Genomic DNA, 12,966 nt, shown 5'->3' with positions numbered 1-12,966 from the left:
TTCCATTACTTAAATAATCTAGCGATGTATTAATTCAAAGGTCTAGGCTTTTTCGTTTCTAACACAGGAATGACCTTGCCGCCTAAAACTGTTGCATGTACTGCAACATCTTTAATCTTGATTGCAGGAATAGTTTGCGGATCAGCGTCTAATACTGCAAAGTCAGCAAACTTACCAGCTTCAATACTGCCGACCTTATCCTCCAACACCCAATGTATAGGCAGCATTTATGGTAATCATCTTCATCATTGTCTCTGATGAAGGTAAGGCCTCGGCAGGCGCCCAAACTTTGCCATCTTTATACACATCTCGGCGAGTAACTACTGACCAAGCCTCTTGCAATGGGTTGGGAGCGGAAACAGGTGCATCTAAATGAATCGAGGTAACAATGCCATTGCGCACCAACATACCTATTCGTGTGGCGATAGAGGTGCGATCCATGCCTAGTGCTGCGGGGTATTCTAACTTTGCGCGTTCAGAGATATAGGTAATATTGGCGCTTACCACTGCATTTAATGCCTTAATCTTAAAGACCATGGCCGTAGACGGAATACCAAAGTGATTTACCGTAAAGTGGTGATCAAAGCGTGGTTTTGAATCTTGCAATAATTGCAAGGCATTGAGCGTATCTTGATTACCTACGTCACCATTGCTATGTACATGGATTTGAAATCCAGCATCCCACCAAGGCTTCATAGCAGATGAAAATGCTTTCGCATTTGCATAAGCAGATGGACCGCCAATACTGCCATCGATGTAGGCGGGGTTACCCATATGCATTGTCTCAGGCATATATCCCCCATCGCTATAAAACTTCACACCATGGAAAATCAAACGATCGTTATCGTATTTCTTTAAATGCTTCTTCGACGACTTTATCACCATACTTTCCCTTAAATATCTCACCATATACCACTGGAACAACCCAAATTAACCCAGCAGAAGATTTTGAAAAATCTTGAGCCAATTTCAATTCCATATCCACGCCTAGGGAACCAAAAGCCAGATCACCAGAGGTAGTAATTCCTGCCTGCTGCATTAAATCACTCATATAGAGGTAATCACGAGGCATCTAGCTTGGATTCATGATGTCCTTTCCTACAACACCCAGCAGATATTCAGAGGCGGTGACGTCTAGAAACTGTCCATTTAGCTGACCATTTTTATCAACACCAACACCCGGGATGCCTTTGACTTTATCCAAAGTAATGCCGTAATGATTAATAGCGCCGCTGTTGACATACAAGTTTCGTCCAGAGGCATTCCAGATAATGATTGGGTGTGCTGTAGAAACTTGATCAAGCAACTGGCGATCAGGCGCTTTACCCATGGAAGTCTCATCCCAACCCCAAGCCACAAGCATTTGATTAGGATCTTTTATTTGACTTGAATATTTTTTTAGTAATGACATTGCCTCCGTAACATTAGTCACGCCAGGGAAAGCGGCTCCCCAGGGGTTTGGCATCGGCGAGAGGAAAAGCATTGGTTTATTAAATAACAATCCACCAAGCAAGGGATGGGCATGCGGCTCAATGCATCCTGGATAGATGACTTTATTAGCAAAATCTCGATTGATTTGAGTTGGGTATTTATCCGCCCAAGGCTTTAGATCCTCTAAAGATCCTACAGACAAAATACGGCCATCGGCAACCGCTACAGCCGTTGCATTTGGAATAGCGGGATCCATCATGACAATCTTTTTAGCTACAAAACTGTAATGTTGGAGACCTTAGGCGTTGATGGTGGGTCAATTAATTGAACCACTCCAGCAAGGCTAGAAAAGAGTCCAATAATGGTGACGAAAATGACTTTGGATTTGAGATTCATGAATATTCCTAAGATGGATCAATTTTGAACATCATACTAAATGAGGCGGGGTGAACAAACTACTAGTAGCAAGATACTAACAATGAAAACACCCGCCAAAGCGGGTGCACATAGCAATGCAAACTGACTTACAAAATAGATCAATTGAGATTAACTGGCTTGCCATCAACCCAAGCACCCTTCACCTTAATGTTGCGGATTTCTGCAGGGGGAGTCTGACGCGGATTCTTTTCCAGAATAACCAAGTCAGCTTGCTTACCAACCTCTAAGCTACCAACCTTGTCATCAGAAAATGTTTGGCAGGCTGCATCAATGGTAATAGCACGCAAAGCATCATCTACGGTTACCGCTTGATCAGGGCCCAATACCTTTTGTGGTAGCAACTGCCATAAGCGCGTCACTTCCTCGCTCACATAGTTCAAAGGACCGACATTGGAAACTGGTGTATCACTGTGTAAAGTAAATTTACCGCCAGCACGCTTAAAGTCTCCGGCTGGCTGGGTCAATACGCTTAGCACGATCAGCGCCAACAATGTAATTGCTAAATGCAGATCCCCAATAATCTACGTGTCCAATCGTAAAGCTTGGAATAACCCCCAGCTTTGCCGCTTGCTTTACTTGAGATTCATTATTGATCGTGAAATGCTCAATACGTAAACGACGGTCTTGTGGTTTAGCAGAACCAGCCAATAACTTGGTGTAGCTAGCCAAAGTTTGATCAATCGCCTTATCACCATTGGAGTATATAGAAATTTGCCAACCTTGATCAAAGAAGGATTTCATCGAAGCAATCAATTAGAAAACGTTTTATAGGTTGATGTTGATGGAATAGCCCACTGCTTACGCTCTTTGGCATTCCAATCGCAATCCTTCATGCTGAATTTGAAGATATCGCTTCCACCAAAGAATCTTGCATAATAGGTCAGATTTTTTGATCGCCTACAACAGTTTGCTGGGTGTGATCATAAAAATATTTACCCTTTGCATCCGCCTTACCGTCATTGGCAAGACTTATGCCAGGAGGAATATCAAACATATTGATGATGTGCCAAGTAAGCTCAATTCTTGGTAAATCAGCAGCATACTTATCTGCAGCCTGTGAATAGTCAACAGCCCTTAAGAAGCGGCTCTGACTCATAAAGTCGCCTGGGGGAGACCATGCATACCACTACCAGCACTTCTAGGTGTGAAGTTAAGGCCGCCAATTGTCCTAGTTCCAATGTCTACAGGAGATAAATTCAAATAATTTGTGAGATTAATCATCTGCCAATCGAATGGCGGCTCATTAGCCATCGCGCCCATCGGGTTGTCGTAAATATTGAACTGACCCTTTACATATTCAATAATAATGCTCTTACCATTGGTATCGTGGAGGCTGAAATGCATTTTCACAATTTCATTATTCCACTTATCAAACTTTGAATTGTTGACAAAAATCTTGTTCAGTCCTGCCTTGATTTCATCTACGGTAGCGAAGTTACTCAAAATGTAATTCACAACCTGGTATGAAGCAATACTGTTTTTAGCATCAGCTCCCGTTGGATCTTGATACTCAGAGGCAACGGGCAAATACTGCATTCCGCCCATCAAGCCTTTTTCATTCATACCATCGCCAATTAGATCTAAGTCATAGGCATTAAGACCAATGAGAGCATACTTACCATTCCAAGCTAAACCAGAGCCAGCTACACCATCAGGGCCAGTTCCTTTAAATTGATGATTTCTTGGATACAAAGCAATTTTCATCGGCAATTCCATAGCAAATTCAATTGTTCTGGCATATACAAGGCTGCCATCCTTATTTTTTAAAACAAAACTAGTACAGGCATTACTTATAGCTGGCGCAATTGCAAAGGTAGCTATCAACAATGTGCTGAGGGCCTTGGTGAATTTGATTTTCATGGGATCTCCAAATAGATTTGTAACTAGGTAAAAATTTAACAAATCTTTTTAGAGGTTCCTTACAAAACCTTACAAAACGATATGCACATTCACTAATAGTTGATATCCGTTGCCGCGCAGGGCTCGCAATGACTTGTCCACCCCAATTTCAACGAATTTTTTTCGCAACCTAGTAATGCGAACCTCAAATCCAGCTTTAGCAGTCTCATCCACAGGCTCATTGCAGATCTCCAACAACTGGTAATAAGGCAAGTTAGAAGATTGGGGCTCACTCAAAGCTTTAACAATTGCCACTTCTTGCTTGTTGAGGTCTACTGTTTTTGTACCAGTGAGAGTGAGGTTCTTCAGATTTAATTTAACTTCTGGTGCAGCATTCTGCGCACTGATGTGTCTTGAGATACTTCCAACCACAGCAAGCAATTCAATATTAGAAACGGGCTTGGTTAGATATAGGTCTGCCCCTGACTCATAGCCCCTTACCTTGTCCTCTGTTGAAGTGCGAGCGGTAAGCATGACAACCGTAAGATGGGAATTGAGTCTTTTATAACGTTTTGCTATGGCAAAACCGCTCTCGCCCGGCAAATTAACGTCTGCAATTAAAACATCAAAGTGATTTATAGAAAAAATTTCATCCAACTGCTCAGCAGATTCCACTCCCTGTACAAAATATCCAGCCATACAGAGGTCTTGCATTAACAAGGCCCTTAAGTCGTCATTGTCCTCAACAATGGCTATTTTTAGATTGGAATCCATACTGTAAATGTAATTAAATTGTTATTGATGAATAACTTTATCTCACCATTTAATGCATGCGCCAACTCTCGAACAAGGAATAATCCCAATCCTAAACCGCTGATCTTAGCTGCAGAGGAGCTTCTGTAGTACTTATCAAATGCGAGTGCAGGATCGGGGTGCACCCATAGGACCAATCACATTCTGCACGCTAAATTGAAGACGTCTGCTTGAGCTCGAATCAAGAATTTCCAAATCAATATTGATACTCGTTTCTGGTGCTGAATGTTTAATAGCATTTCCGAGAAGATTAGAAGTAATGACATGTACGATATCCCTGTCAGATTCAATCTCAACATCAGCATTTCCCCGAATTAAAAATCTGTTATCAATTCGACTATCAGCAATAATCGAATTGAGTAAGGCTAAAAAATTAAATTGAGATTTGTGAATTTGAAGAACATTTAAACCTAACTGGTCTAGCTGTATGCACTTATCAATAATTGAATCAATATTACTGACCGCTCTATTGGCATAATCCTCAAGATCAGACCCGGCTACCTTCCGATCTACAACTAGCTTTAAGACTGATAAAGGGGTTCTGATCTCATGAGTCAGCATAGACATTAGCTTGCCCTGCTCTTCCCGCCTAATTCTTTCATTTTCAACCTCCTCCTTAAGCGCAGCAGATTTGAGAACTTCATTTTTCAAAATGGTTTTTGCCCGATACTGAAGAATCCAACAAAACAAAAGGCCGCTTAATGCGCTATAAATGAAATTAGAGTAGGTAAACACCTCATTCGACTGAATAACACCCAGCACAGGAAGCACTATGACAACCCACATACCTACATTAAATGTGTAATAGACACGAAGAATATTGATGGGAAGATTAATATTCTTTGCCACTCCATCTGCGCCAGTTCCAAAAAGTGCTGTTACCCAAAATAAAACTGCTATCAATAGAACCAGTGATGCATTGATCTTTAAGGCGAGACCTACGCTACCAATAATCAATAGCCCAATAATAAAAATAGAAGTACAAATGGCTCCATTAAAAAGATATCCAAAAAAACGCCTTATTGAGTACTCTTTAAACAGAAGTTTATTTGCCAAGATTCCAATTAATGAGTAGCTCACCACTATTACGTAAGTCAAGTAATTAAGAATAGATTGATCAACATAGTGATCAAAAAAACACGCGCATATCCCAATAGAAAAATTGCGTGCAAAAATGAAATAAATTGTTGAACCACAAATAGGCCAAGAACTATCTCACGATTAGCAAACCACGCACCCAATAGCCATAAAGCAAGTGAAAAGGTAAACACGGCATAAGCCACAAAAATCAAGCTATTTGTTTGTTCTACACTTAAAAATTCCACAAGTGGCATCACTTGAAAATTAAGGACATAAGTGCGAACTGATTTCACTTTCAAATAAACTTGTCTTTCCCGTTTATCAGCCCCTAAGTTAAAGTTATGATTGAATGCTTCAATATCTGCTTCGGAGACGGGGTATTTAGCACCAGTCATCCTATTCCCTTGAGCAGTCGAGGAATCAAAAAGTTCAATACTTTCAACATAAGCCGGCCTGATTCTTAAGATCAAATCTTTATCAGATGGGCGAATATCTGATCTAATCCAATAGGTTGATGGTCGATAACCTTTTGACAACCACCCTTTATAAGAGATAAATTTTTCCTTTTTGACATCTTGCACATCAAGTGAATTACTCAAGTCTTCAAAATAGGCTTGGCCAAGCAGATAGCTATCGCTAGCGTTGGCACACCCAGTGGTAAGAGCTATAAGCAATAGGAAATTTTGAAAAAGTTCTTCAGTATGCAATGGTGTTTGTATTTAGGATCTCAATAATCATAACGACCATTGGCAATAAAAAACCACTCCGAAGAGTGGTTTTAAATGAATCGAACAGCAATTACTTCAGAATAACCAGAGTTGCTGTTGCACGAGCGCCCCAACCTGATGGACCGCCTGGAGTATTGCTGACGTAATAGATTGGTCCTGCGCCAAAGGAGAATGGCACACCGTCAATGACAAAAACAACTTAGAAACGCCTGCATAAAGAGGATTCGTTGTACGACGTGCGTCATAGTTATATTGCGCCTCCATATTCATCGTGCAAGTCCAAGCTTCCTTATTGGTATAGGCCAACGGTTGACCATACAAATTATTTTGCGTACCATATGCCGGGTTACCGCCCATGTTCTAGGACTGATAAGCCAACAGACCATAAGTCCATGCATGGACCATCACGATTCAGAACCACACCCGTCACACCGGCACCGGTTTGTTGTGAACCAAATTTACCGCTATTACCAGATGGTGATTGCGCATAAGGTCCAATACCCCAAATCCAAGAAGAGTTGGTGTTAGGCGCATAGAACGACTCCAACGTCACACTCGCAATACCGTAACCCGAAAATGAGCGACCTGGCGCATATTGAACGCTGGTTTCTCTCACACCAGCCCCAATCGGACGCACGATAAAATACATCCCCGCCACCCAAGTTAAGTGGAGCAACTGGTTGGAACAAGAGAGTTTGCTCAGAGCCACCTTGATTTAACTACGCCACGACTGATCTCATACTGGAGGGGCACAGAAATCATATTGGCAATTGGGTTAGCCAACTTCTTAGCAATATCAACAGAGTCCACTTCTTTTTTAGATCATCTAATTTGCCAGCTTGTGCTGCAGCAATCGTGCCAGCACGCGCTGGGACTTCTTGCGCAAATGCAGCGTATGAAATAAAACTAGCAACTACAAAAGTAGCTGCAATTTTTATGATGGAATTCATGTTCGGTAGCTCTGAAAAATTAGAAGTTAAATGTAGCCATTACTTGCGGGCCATGGAAGAGACCTTTGAGCAATGTTGTATCGTTGTTGCCGCTCTTGATTTCAAAACCAATAGCGCGATAAGTTAAAGATAAATCTACCATTTTGGTAAGAGCAACACCCACACCAGTTGAAGCTTGCCAAGTCATATGATTAGGACCCCCAGCTGTTCCAACGTCAGCATACAAAGGGACATACCAATTAGAACCCATGATGCGATAGCGACTGTTCACGCCGACAACGCCGTAGGTTGCAGGAGTTGCAGATGAAGCACTAACGCCATAAGGAGTTCCCGCTACTCTCAAATCTAAAGTGGTTGTCAAACTGATCCAACGTACACCGAGCAAAGCATCCACATAGGCATCTTGGTTGTTAAAAGCGGTATAAGTACCCACAAAGTTAAACAATGATGCTTGGGAGAGTACCCTTATCTCCGATTCTGTATATAGGGTCGCCTTTGAAGTTAAAGCCACCGATTTTTTGCACAGTTGCATTAGCAAAATCGGCCATCACACCCCATTTACCGTAATGCACCTCACCAGCAATCATTACGCCTGATTTGAGGTTGTTAATAATTTGGGATGCAGAGATATCAGCATTTTTAGACCCTGGACCACCAGCGCTAACAGTGGTGCCTACAGTAGGAAGCCATCCATAAGGGGAAACTGAAAAACGCCACTCATCTGAGACCTGTGGAATTGGCGAGATAACCTCGTCTGCATGTGCAAAGTTCATGCAAGTTAATGAGGCACAAACCAAAAGAAGTGAGGAGAGGATTTTCTTATTCATAAGAGTGTCGTTAAGGTTAGATTAATTAAAGGTTGGATTGAAGAATGGAATTTTTAGAGGTATCTAAATAATTGTTTAAAGCGCTCACCATAGAAATCGTAGAAGAAGATGCCCAGGCAAAAGAAAATAGACCAGAAAATGCAATAAAGGCAGGAACCAAATGCCAACCGCCAGGCAAGATCGGTGTGAAATTTCCTAAGGTGGCGTAACTACTCGCGCTTAAGCGAATAGCCGAAAACCAATCTGGGGAAACACCAGCAATTATGAGCGCGCTGGCCCAAATGCACATCGAGGCCAATTGTGTCAGCGCCAGCATTTGAATGCAAAGCACAAAGAAAAATATTGCTTTCACTTTCGAAGGACGCTCACTTTATCCAACGTTCGCCCTAAAAAAGAGCATTGTGCCAATGAACCCATAATCATCAATGATCAGCACTAGACTCATAATGAAAAGACCAAATGCAGTCTGAGGGATTGCATTCTGGTAAACAAGTTCAAGAGCGTCGGTTGATGTCATTAGGTTGGGGATCGAATTTGATCAAATAACCCCGAATTATGCCCTTAAATAGGGGTGAAATAAGCAAAACAAATAGCACCTAAATCATTCTTACAATTTCCTACAAGAACTTGTGGAATTGATACAACAGTTGCCATCAAAGCTAGAAGTTGTATGAAATCTTGGCATAACTAGACCAATCATATTGGCGGTAGGTTTGTACTAGTTGCTTACTACCACCTATAGCAAAAACCCAATTTTTATCCAAGCGATGAGTCACCATAGCGTCAATGGGCACAAACCACCCCCCGCCTGCGGAGTTGTAGACCATGCCGTTCTCATCCCAAAACCGCAATATCGTATTCGGAGAGAGTTGAAAGCCCACCGTAGGAAATATCTGAAGGCTTCTTTGTAATGGCGGTGCATGTGGATTAAAGCTTGGATTGTTATTTTTGCTCGCAAAACCATACATTTAACGAATTAAAGGCGACATATCTGTTACATGAAGAATGCTATCGATATCCGGCTTAAAAGACCGCCCTAGTTGAGGTCCAACAGCCCACTGTCCGTTATTGCCAAATGGGAATATAACCCGTGCACCCACTAAAGCGCCAAGAGATTTCAGAAAACTCAGATCTTGCCCCCAGACAGTAATCATCGTGTTGCCAGAGCTGTACTGCCCCGAATTGTTAGACGAAGAAATCGAGTTGAAGTTAGCCACATAAGAAGTATCTAAACGTATGCGTCCGCGCCAATCACCCAATGCCAATGGGTTGTAATACCTTAACTTGAGCGTATTTTGATAATTATCATCGCCATTGTAGTTGTAATAAGCCCAAAACTCCAGCACCTTACTATCCGTTAGCTGCTGCGAGTCATTGTCAAATTTTGAAATGGGCACAAGCAAATCCTCGGCATGAGTTACCGTGACGAAAAGAGCAAACAGAAACGATAAAAGTAATTTCATACAAGAGTTGCTTACTGACTAATGATTTTGGTGTCGCTATTTTTCATAATTTTTTGAATTTCAGGCGATGCCTTGATAATCTTCTTAGCAGCTGCCCTCAAACGATCCACCTCTTCGGGCGCTAGGACGAATGATGTGGGAAGGTTATTAAGGTATTCATACTCAGCCTTATCTTCCAACATATTAAAGGCAACATTCACCACATACAAATCAATATCAGGAGTATTGACAATATTAGCTAGCTCTTGATTTTTATTCGACTTAAACAGCTGCGAGTTACGCAAGGTACGCATGCTATTCCAGCGTGCTTGGGTGTCTAATAAAGACTCGACCTCTTCATAAGAATAATGATCAATGGGCACCCCGGTTGCTTTAATTAGCAACTCAATAGCACCAGGGCCATCCACTTTTTTATTCCAATTGTTTTTTGGAGCAGAAAGGGAGTTGACTACCATCACAACGATCCGCCTGACATTATCAAACTGAGTTTTTTGGCCAGACAAGTTCATTGCCTCCAGCCCCTCCAAGAAATCCAGCATCTCACGTAAAGCCAGATTATCCGCAACACCTCCGTCTACGATGTGGAGATATGGGTTTTCTTTCTGATTGTGATACACGTTCGGATCTTGCATTGCTTTAATTAAACGCGCTGCAGGCCTCGGGGCATTTTTGGCATTCTCAAACTGGGCAAGATATTCTGGTTCAATGAACTTGCATTGATTAGCGTAATTGTTATAGGTCACCGGCGACAAAACAAAAGGCACTGCTGAAGATGAGGCAGCTACACGCGATAAAGGAACGCCAAGTAAATCTGAGCAAAGATAGTCAAAGAAGGTTTGATCAAATGAAAAACCGCCACCGGACGAAATATCCGTTCCGGAGGCAGAAATGAATGGCCCATTGCTCTTCTTAAGATCAGCGTAGGTGGCACCATGGAACAAAATTTCATCGTAGAGCTCTGCCGCTAATTCTGAGCGTCCCCATCCAGTAGACGCGAGACGTATCCAATTAAAAAAGGATTGGCTGCTCTGGCAATTATCTCGCCTTGAACATCGCGCTTTAGAAAATCTGTCTCATAAAAATCAAATAACTTTTCTCCATACAAGCCATATGCAAGCGCAGTAAAACTACCGCCCGATACACCAGTGATGAAATTGACTTGATCAATCGCTCTTACCTTTTTACCGCTACGCTCCACTAACTCCATTTCACGCAATGCTTCTAATACACCATATGGAAGCAGCTCGAGTGCCACCGCCAGAGAAAGCCAATACAACCAAAGTCTCAGGCAACTGGCCACCTTGACCGCTGCACTCCAGAAGCCCGCGATAGCCCGCCTTCAGATCAATCTTATCCAGAGGTGGATTAATTGGTCTACTAGCACAACCTACCATCAGCAAAAGACAGCAAGCCAATGCTATCGATAAGAAGCCGCTTCTTACACGAGGACTTGCCGTCAAAAATGATCTCAAAATTTAGCTCTATGCGGATTAAGGCAAACAGTTTACAAAAAGAAACCACCCGAAGGTGGTTTCATATTCATTGCATTAGCAATAAATTACGGCGTTACAACATGCCATACATTATTGACGTTATCGCCAGTCTTATCGCCAGGATTCTTATCCTTAGCGTAGAAATAAAGTGGCTTACCTTTGTAGGTCAACTGCTTTTGGCCATTATTACGGTTGATAGCAGCAAAATCCCCAGAAAGCATGATGCCTGGCTCTACATATATACAGGAGGCCAATTATCAGCACAAGTGGATACACACTCAGACTTACCTGAGCCAGCCTGATCTTTGTCAAAGGTGTAAATGGTTTTGCCATAGCTGCTTGTCAAAATACCATTCGTTACTTTTACAAAATCTGCTGAAGATATTTTGATATCTGGTGCTGAGCAAGCGGCCAATGACAATGCCACAACTGTTGCCGCACAGATTTTTATTAAATGTTTCATTCTTTATCCTTTTATGTGGGCTATGAATTAATTACCTGGACCAACCAAAGTCACTTCAATACAACGATTTTGTGCACGGCCATCTGGCGTATCGTTAGAAGCTACAGGATTGGATTCGCCCATACCTTGAGCAGAAATCAAGCTTGGGCTTACACCCTTACGAATGAGGAAGTCCCCCACGTTGTCAGCTCTCTTAGAAGATAAGTCGAGGTTAGTTGCAATTCCCTGGCTACGCAAGCCAGCACCAATAGCGACATTATCTGTATATCCTCGTACCACTACTTTAGTATTTTTGAAGCCAGATAAAGTTGGCGCCATTTTTGCCAATACTTGCTCAGCCTGAGAGTTCAAGCGATAGCCACCCTCTGGGAACAAAATTTTGTCACGAATCGTAATACGCAACTCGCCTTGCAATTGACGAATTTCAACCTCATCATCTTGGTAGGCCTGTTGAAGCTGTGTGTAAGCCTGATCCAATTGGTTGTATTTGTTCTGTGTGATACGCATGCACTTAAAAGAGCTAGTGCTGCAATCGATAGGGCAATAAAGCCTTGTTTCATCAATTTCATATTATTTCTCCGTAGAGGGGTAAAGGAAGTCGTATTAATTCTGATTAATACAGGCGCGCACTATAGCCGAAAGAAATGTAATTACCTTTCAAAATCCTACAAAAAACCCAAAAAATCTCCTCAAAAAGCGAAATTTTTACCCTCAGAGCTGCCATAAAAGCCTAAAGAGTCAATTATCTATAAATTCGATTATAAATATCAAATTTATTCATTATACAAATAATAAACAGAGGTTCAAAATTCACTCAGTTGTATTAGCTAACTAAAATATTGATTAACCAAAACAAGGAGCACACAGTATGTCCATCATCAATACCGCAGTTCAACCATTTAAAACCGAAGCTTTCCACAATGGCAAGTTTGTAACCGTCACTGATGAAACCCTCAAGGGTCATTGGTCGGTTCTTATTTTCATGCCAGCAGCTTTTACATTTAACTGCCCTACTGAAATTGAAGACGCAGCGGAGAACTATGCTGAATTCCAAAAGTTAGGCTCTGAAGTGTATATCGTGACAACTGATACTCATTTCTCACACAAGGTTTGGCATGAAACTTCACCTGCAGTAGGAAAAGCAAAGTTCCCACTCGTTGGCGACCCAACACACACCTTGACCAATGCATTCGGCGTTCATATTCCTGAAGCTGGTTTGGCTTTGCGTGGCACATTCATCATCAATCCTGAAGGCATCATTAAGACAGCAGAAATTCATTCAAATGAAATCGCTCGTGATGTTTCAGAAACTTTGCGCAAGTTGAAAGCTGCCCAATACACAGCGGCTCACCCAGGCGAAGTTTGCCCAGCTAAGTGGAAAGAAGGCACAGCAACATTAACCCCTTCTTTAGACCTTGTAGGCAAGATCTAAGTTGAATCC

27 protein-coding genes are annotated in these 12,966 nt (G+C 42.0%); 1 reads left to right on the top strand and 26 read right to left on the bottom strand.

The window, feature by feature from the left end; translation table 11 throughout:
• Positions 1-29: 29 nt before the first annotated feature.
• The 26 genes from DXE37_RS02345 to DXE37_RS13250 all read right to left on the bottom strand — a co-directional run bounded on the left by DXE37_RS02345 (position 30) and on the right by DXE37_RS13250 (position 12,032).
• On the bottom strand, positions 30-209 hold the full coding sequence (locus DXE37_RS02345; RefSeq protein WP_231970950.1) for an amidohydrolase family protein: 180 nt from the start codon (positions 207-209) through the stop codon (positions 30-32).
• On the bottom strand, positions 196-885 hold the full coding sequence (locus tag DXE37_RS02340) for an amidohydrolase family protein (RefSeq protein WP_162786137.1): 690 nt from the start codon (positions 883-885) through the stop codon (positions 196-198). The genes DXE37_RS02345 and DXE37_RS02340 overlap by 14 nt, the downstream gene beginning before the upstream one ends.
• Entirely contained in the window at positions 842-1,072 is a 231-nt protein-coding gene (locus tag DXE37_RS10700) for a hypothetical protein (protein WP_162786136.1), read from the bottom strand. Before DXE37_RS10700 ends, DXE37_RS02340 begins: the two co-directional genes overlap by 44 nt.
• Positions 1,073-1,690: an amidohydrolase family protein gene (locus tag DXE37_RS02335; protein WP_162786135.1), complete on the bottom strand. Its 618-nt coding sequence runs from the start codon at positions 1,688-1,690 to the stop codon at positions 1,073-1,075.
• Between the two features lie 14 nt (positions 1,691-1,704).
• Entirely contained in the window at positions 1,705-1,827 is a 123-nt protein-coding gene (locus tag DXE37_RS13260; protein ID WP_269460260.1) for a hypothetical protein, read from the bottom strand.
• Between the two features lie 140 nt (positions 1,828-1,967).
• Positions 1,968-2,333, bottom strand: coding sequence for an amidohydrolase family protein (locus DXE37_RS02330; protein WP_162786134.1), 366 nt, complete (start codon positions 2,331-2,333; stop codon positions 1,968-1,970).
• Positions 2,308-2,610: an amidohydrolase family protein gene (locus tag DXE37_RS02325; protein ID WP_114636455.1), complete on the bottom strand. Its 303-nt coding sequence runs from the start codon at positions 2,608-2,610 to the stop codon at positions 2,308-2,310. The genes DXE37_RS02330 and DXE37_RS02325 overlap by 26 nt, the downstream gene beginning before the upstream one ends.
• 139 nt (positions 2,611-2,749) lie before the next feature.
• Entirely contained in the window at positions 2,750-2,965 is a 216-nt protein-coding gene (locus tag DXE37_RS13255) for an Ntn hydrolase family protein (RefSeq protein WP_114636454.1), read from the bottom strand.
• Complete coding sequence (locus DXE37_RS02315) at positions 2,962-3,729, bottom strand: linear amide C-N hydrolase (protein WP_114636453.1); 768 nt, start codon at positions 3,727-3,729, stop codon at positions 2,962-2,964. The genes DXE37_RS13255 and DXE37_RS02315 overlap by 4 nt, the downstream gene beginning before the upstream one ends.
• Positions 3,730-3,798: 69 nt before the next feature.
• The gene (locus DXE37_RS02310) at positions 3,799-4,482 is read right to left on the bottom strand and encodes a response regulator transcription factor (RefSeq protein ID WP_114636452.1); all 684 of its coding nucleotides are present in this window, start codon (positions 4,480-4,482) and stop codon (positions 3,799-3,801) included.
• A 135-nt stretch (positions 4,483-4,617) separates the two neighbouring features.
• Positions 4,618-5,577, bottom strand: a complete 960-nt coding sequence (locus DXE37_RS02305; protein WP_162786133.1) for a sensor histidine kinase — start codon at positions 5,575-5,577, stop codon at positions 4,618-4,620.
• Between the two features lie 38 nt (positions 5,578-5,615).
• Positions 5,616-6,308: a 7TMR-DISMED2 domain-containing protein gene (locus DXE37_RS02300; RefSeq protein WP_162786132.1), complete on the bottom strand. Its 693-nt coding sequence runs from the start codon at positions 6,306-6,308 to the stop codon at positions 5,616-5,618.
• 96 nt (positions 6,309-6,404) lie between these two features.
• Entirely contained in the window at positions 6,405-6,686 is a 282-nt protein-coding gene (locus DXE37_RS02295; RefSeq protein WP_114636449.1) for a hypothetical protein, read from the bottom strand.
• On the bottom strand, positions 6,676-6,978 hold the full coding sequence (locus tag DXE37_RS02290) for a hypothetical protein (protein WP_114636448.1): 303 nt from the start codon (positions 6,976-6,978) through the stop codon (positions 6,676-6,678). The genes DXE37_RS02295 and DXE37_RS02290 overlap by 11 nt, the downstream gene beginning before the upstream one ends.
• A 109-nt stretch (positions 6,979-7,087) precedes the next feature.
• Positions 7,088-7,279 carry a hypothetical protein gene (locus tag DXE37_RS02285; protein ID WP_114636447.1) on the bottom strand — a complete coding sequence of 64 codons (192 nt, stop codon included), beginning with the start codon at positions 7,277-7,279 and terminating at the stop codon, positions 7,088-7,090.
• Between the two features lie 19 nt (positions 7,280-7,298).
• Complete coding sequence (locus DXE37_RS02280) at positions 7,299-7,724, bottom strand: hypothetical protein (RefSeq protein WP_162786131.1); 426 nt, start codon at positions 7,722-7,724, stop codon at positions 7,299-7,301.
• Positions 7,717-8,106, bottom strand: a complete 390-nt coding sequence (locus DXE37_RS02275) for a hypothetical protein (RefSeq protein ID WP_162786130.1) — start codon at positions 8,104-8,106, stop codon at positions 7,717-7,719. The genes DXE37_RS02280 and DXE37_RS02275 overlap by 8 nt, the downstream gene beginning before the upstream one ends.
• 25 nt (positions 8,107-8,131) lie before the next feature.
• Positions 8,132-8,458 (bottom strand): hypothetical protein, encoded by a 327-nt coding sequence (locus DXE37_RS02270; protein WP_162786129.1) that lies wholly within the window; start codon positions 8,456-8,458, stop codon positions 8,132-8,134.
• A gap of 307 nt (positions 8,459-8,765) precedes the next feature.
• Complete coding sequence (locus tag DXE37_RS02265) at positions 8,766-9,074, bottom strand: hypothetical protein (protein ID WP_114636443.1); 309 nt, start codon at positions 9,072-9,074, stop codon at positions 8,766-8,768.
• A complete protein-coding gene (locus DXE37_RS02260) occupies positions 9,075-9,569 on the bottom strand; it encodes a hypothetical protein (RefSeq protein ID WP_114636442.1) in 495 nt (164 codons plus the stop codon). It abuts the gene before it with no gap.
• Between the two features lie 11 nt (positions 9,570-9,580).
• Positions 9,581-10,510, bottom strand: a complete 930-nt coding sequence (locus DXE37_RS02255) for a hypothetical protein (protein WP_231970949.1) — start codon at positions 10,508-10,510, stop codon at positions 9,581-9,583.
• A 23-nt stretch (positions 10,511-10,533) separates the two neighbouring features.
• Complete coding sequence (locus DXE37_RS12075; RefSeq protein ID WP_231970948.1) at positions 10,534-10,824, bottom strand: patatin-like phospholipase family protein; 291 nt, start codon at positions 10,822-10,824, stop codon at positions 10,534-10,536.
• A complete protein-coding gene (locus DXE37_RS12070) occupies positions 10,778-11,029 on the bottom strand; it encodes a hypothetical protein (RefSeq protein WP_231970946.1) in 252 nt (83 codons plus the stop codon). The genes DXE37_RS12075 and DXE37_RS12070 overlap by 47 nt, the downstream gene beginning before the upstream one ends.
• Positions 11,030-11,127: 98 nt before the next feature.
• Positions 11,128-11,283: a COG4315 family predicted lipoprotein gene (locus DXE37_RS12065; protein WP_231970943.1), complete on the bottom strand. Its 156-nt coding sequence runs from the start codon at positions 11,281-11,283 to the stop codon at positions 11,128-11,130.
• 11 nt (positions 11,284-11,294) lie between these two features.
• A complete protein-coding gene (locus DXE37_RS12060) occupies positions 11,295-11,525 on the bottom strand; it encodes a COG4315 family predicted lipoprotein (protein WP_231970941.1) in 231 nt (76 codons plus the stop codon).
• A 27-nt stretch (positions 11,526-11,552) separates the two neighbouring features.
• A complete protein-coding gene (locus DXE37_RS13250; RefSeq protein ID WP_114636441.1) occupies positions 11,553-12,032 on the bottom strand; it encodes an OmpA/MotB family protein in 480 nt (159 codons plus the stop codon).
• 361 nt (positions 12,033-12,393) lie between these two features.
• Between DXE37_RS13250 and ahpC the strand changes: the two genes are divergently transcribed.
• A complete protein-coding gene (ahpC, locus tag DXE37_RS02240) occupies positions 12,394-12,957 on the top strand; it encodes an alkyl hydroperoxide reductase subunit C (RefSeq protein WP_114636440.1) in 564 nt (187 codons plus the stop codon).
• Positions 12,958-12,966: the final 9 nt, after the last annotated feature.

This window comes from Polynucleobacter necessarius (assembly GCF_900095205.1).
GTDB classification, from domain to species: Bacteria; Pseudomonadota; Gammaproteobacteria; order Burkholderiales; family Burkholderiaceae; genus Polynucleobacter; species Polynucleobacter necessarius_E.
The sequence above is the reverse complement of the archived record's forward strand: the minus strand, read 5'-3'. Positions and strand labels throughout refer to the sequence as shown.

Bases quoted from the DNA above. Each gene is read 5' to 3' on its own strand.
- DXE37_RS10700 (WP_162786136.1), bottom strand. From the start codon at position 1,072: ATGCCTCGTGATTACCTCTATATGAGTGATTTAATGCAGCAGGCAGGA.
- DXE37_RS02290 (WP_114636448.1), bottom strand. From the start codon at position 6,978: ATGTATTTTATCGTGCGTCCGATTGGGGCTGGTGTGAGAGAAACCAGC.
- DXE37_RS13255 (WP_114636454.1), bottom strand. From the start codon at position 2,965: ATGAGTCAGAGCCGCTTCTTAAGGGCTGTTGACTATTCACAGGCTGCA.
- DXE37_RS02295 (WP_114636449.1), bottom strand. From the start codon at position 6,686: ATGGGCGGTAACCCGGCATATGGTACGCAAAATAATTTGTATGGTCAA.
- DXE37_RS02340 (WP_162786137.1), bottom strand. From the start codon at position 885: ATGGTGATAAAGTCGTCGAAGAAGCATTTAAAGAAATACGATAACGAT.
- DXE37_RS13260 (WP_269460260.1), bottom strand. From the start codon at position 1,827: ATGAATCTCAAATCCAAAGTCATTTTCGTCACCATTATTGGACTCTTT.
- DXE37_RS12060 (WP_231970941.1), bottom strand. From the start codon at position 11,525: ATGAAACATTTAATAAAAATCTGTGCGGCAACAGTTGTGGCATTGTCA.
- DXE37_RS13250 (WP_114636441.1), bottom strand. From the start codon at position 12,032: ATGCGTATCACACAGAACAAATACAACCAATTGGATCAGGCTTACACA.
- ahpC (WP_114636440.1), top strand. From the start codon at position 12,394: ATGTCCATCATCAATACCGCAGTTCAACCATTTAAAACCGAAGCTTTC.
- DXE37_RS02275 (WP_162786130.1), bottom strand. From the start codon at position 8,106: ATGAATAAGAAAATCCTCTCCTCACTTCTTTTGGTTTGTGCCTCATTA.
- DXE37_RS02260 (WP_114636442.1), bottom strand. From the start codon at position 9,569: ATGAAATTACTTTTATCGTTTCTGTTTGCTCTTTTCGTCACGGTAACT.
- DXE37_RS02315 (WP_114636453.1), bottom strand. From the start codon at position 3,729: ATGAAAATCAAATTCACCAAGGCCCTCAGCACATTGTTGATAGCTACC.
- DXE37_RS02285 (WP_114636447.1), bottom strand. From the start codon at position 7,279: ATGAATTCCATCATAAAAATTGCAGCTACTTTTGTAGTTGCTAGTTTT.
- DXE37_RS02335 (WP_162786135.1), bottom strand. From the start codon at position 1,690: ATGATGGATCCCGCTATTCCAAATGCAACGGCTGTAGCGGTTGCCGAT.
- DXE37_RS02265 (WP_114636443.1), bottom strand. From the start codon at position 9,074: ATGTATGGTTTTGCGAGCAAAAATAACAATCCAAGCTTTAATCCACAT.
- DXE37_RS02325 (WP_114636455.1), bottom strand. From the start codon at position 2,610: ATGAAATCCTTCTTTGATCAAGGTTGGCAAATTTCTATATACTCCAAT.
- DXE37_RS02310 (WP_114636452.1), bottom strand. From the start codon at position 4,482: ATGGATTCCAATCTAAAAATAGCCATTGTTGAGGACAATGACGACTTA.
- DXE37_RS12065 (WP_231970943.1), bottom strand. From the start codon at position 11,283: ATGCTTTCTGGGGATTTTGCTGCTATCAACCGTAATAATGGCCAAAAG.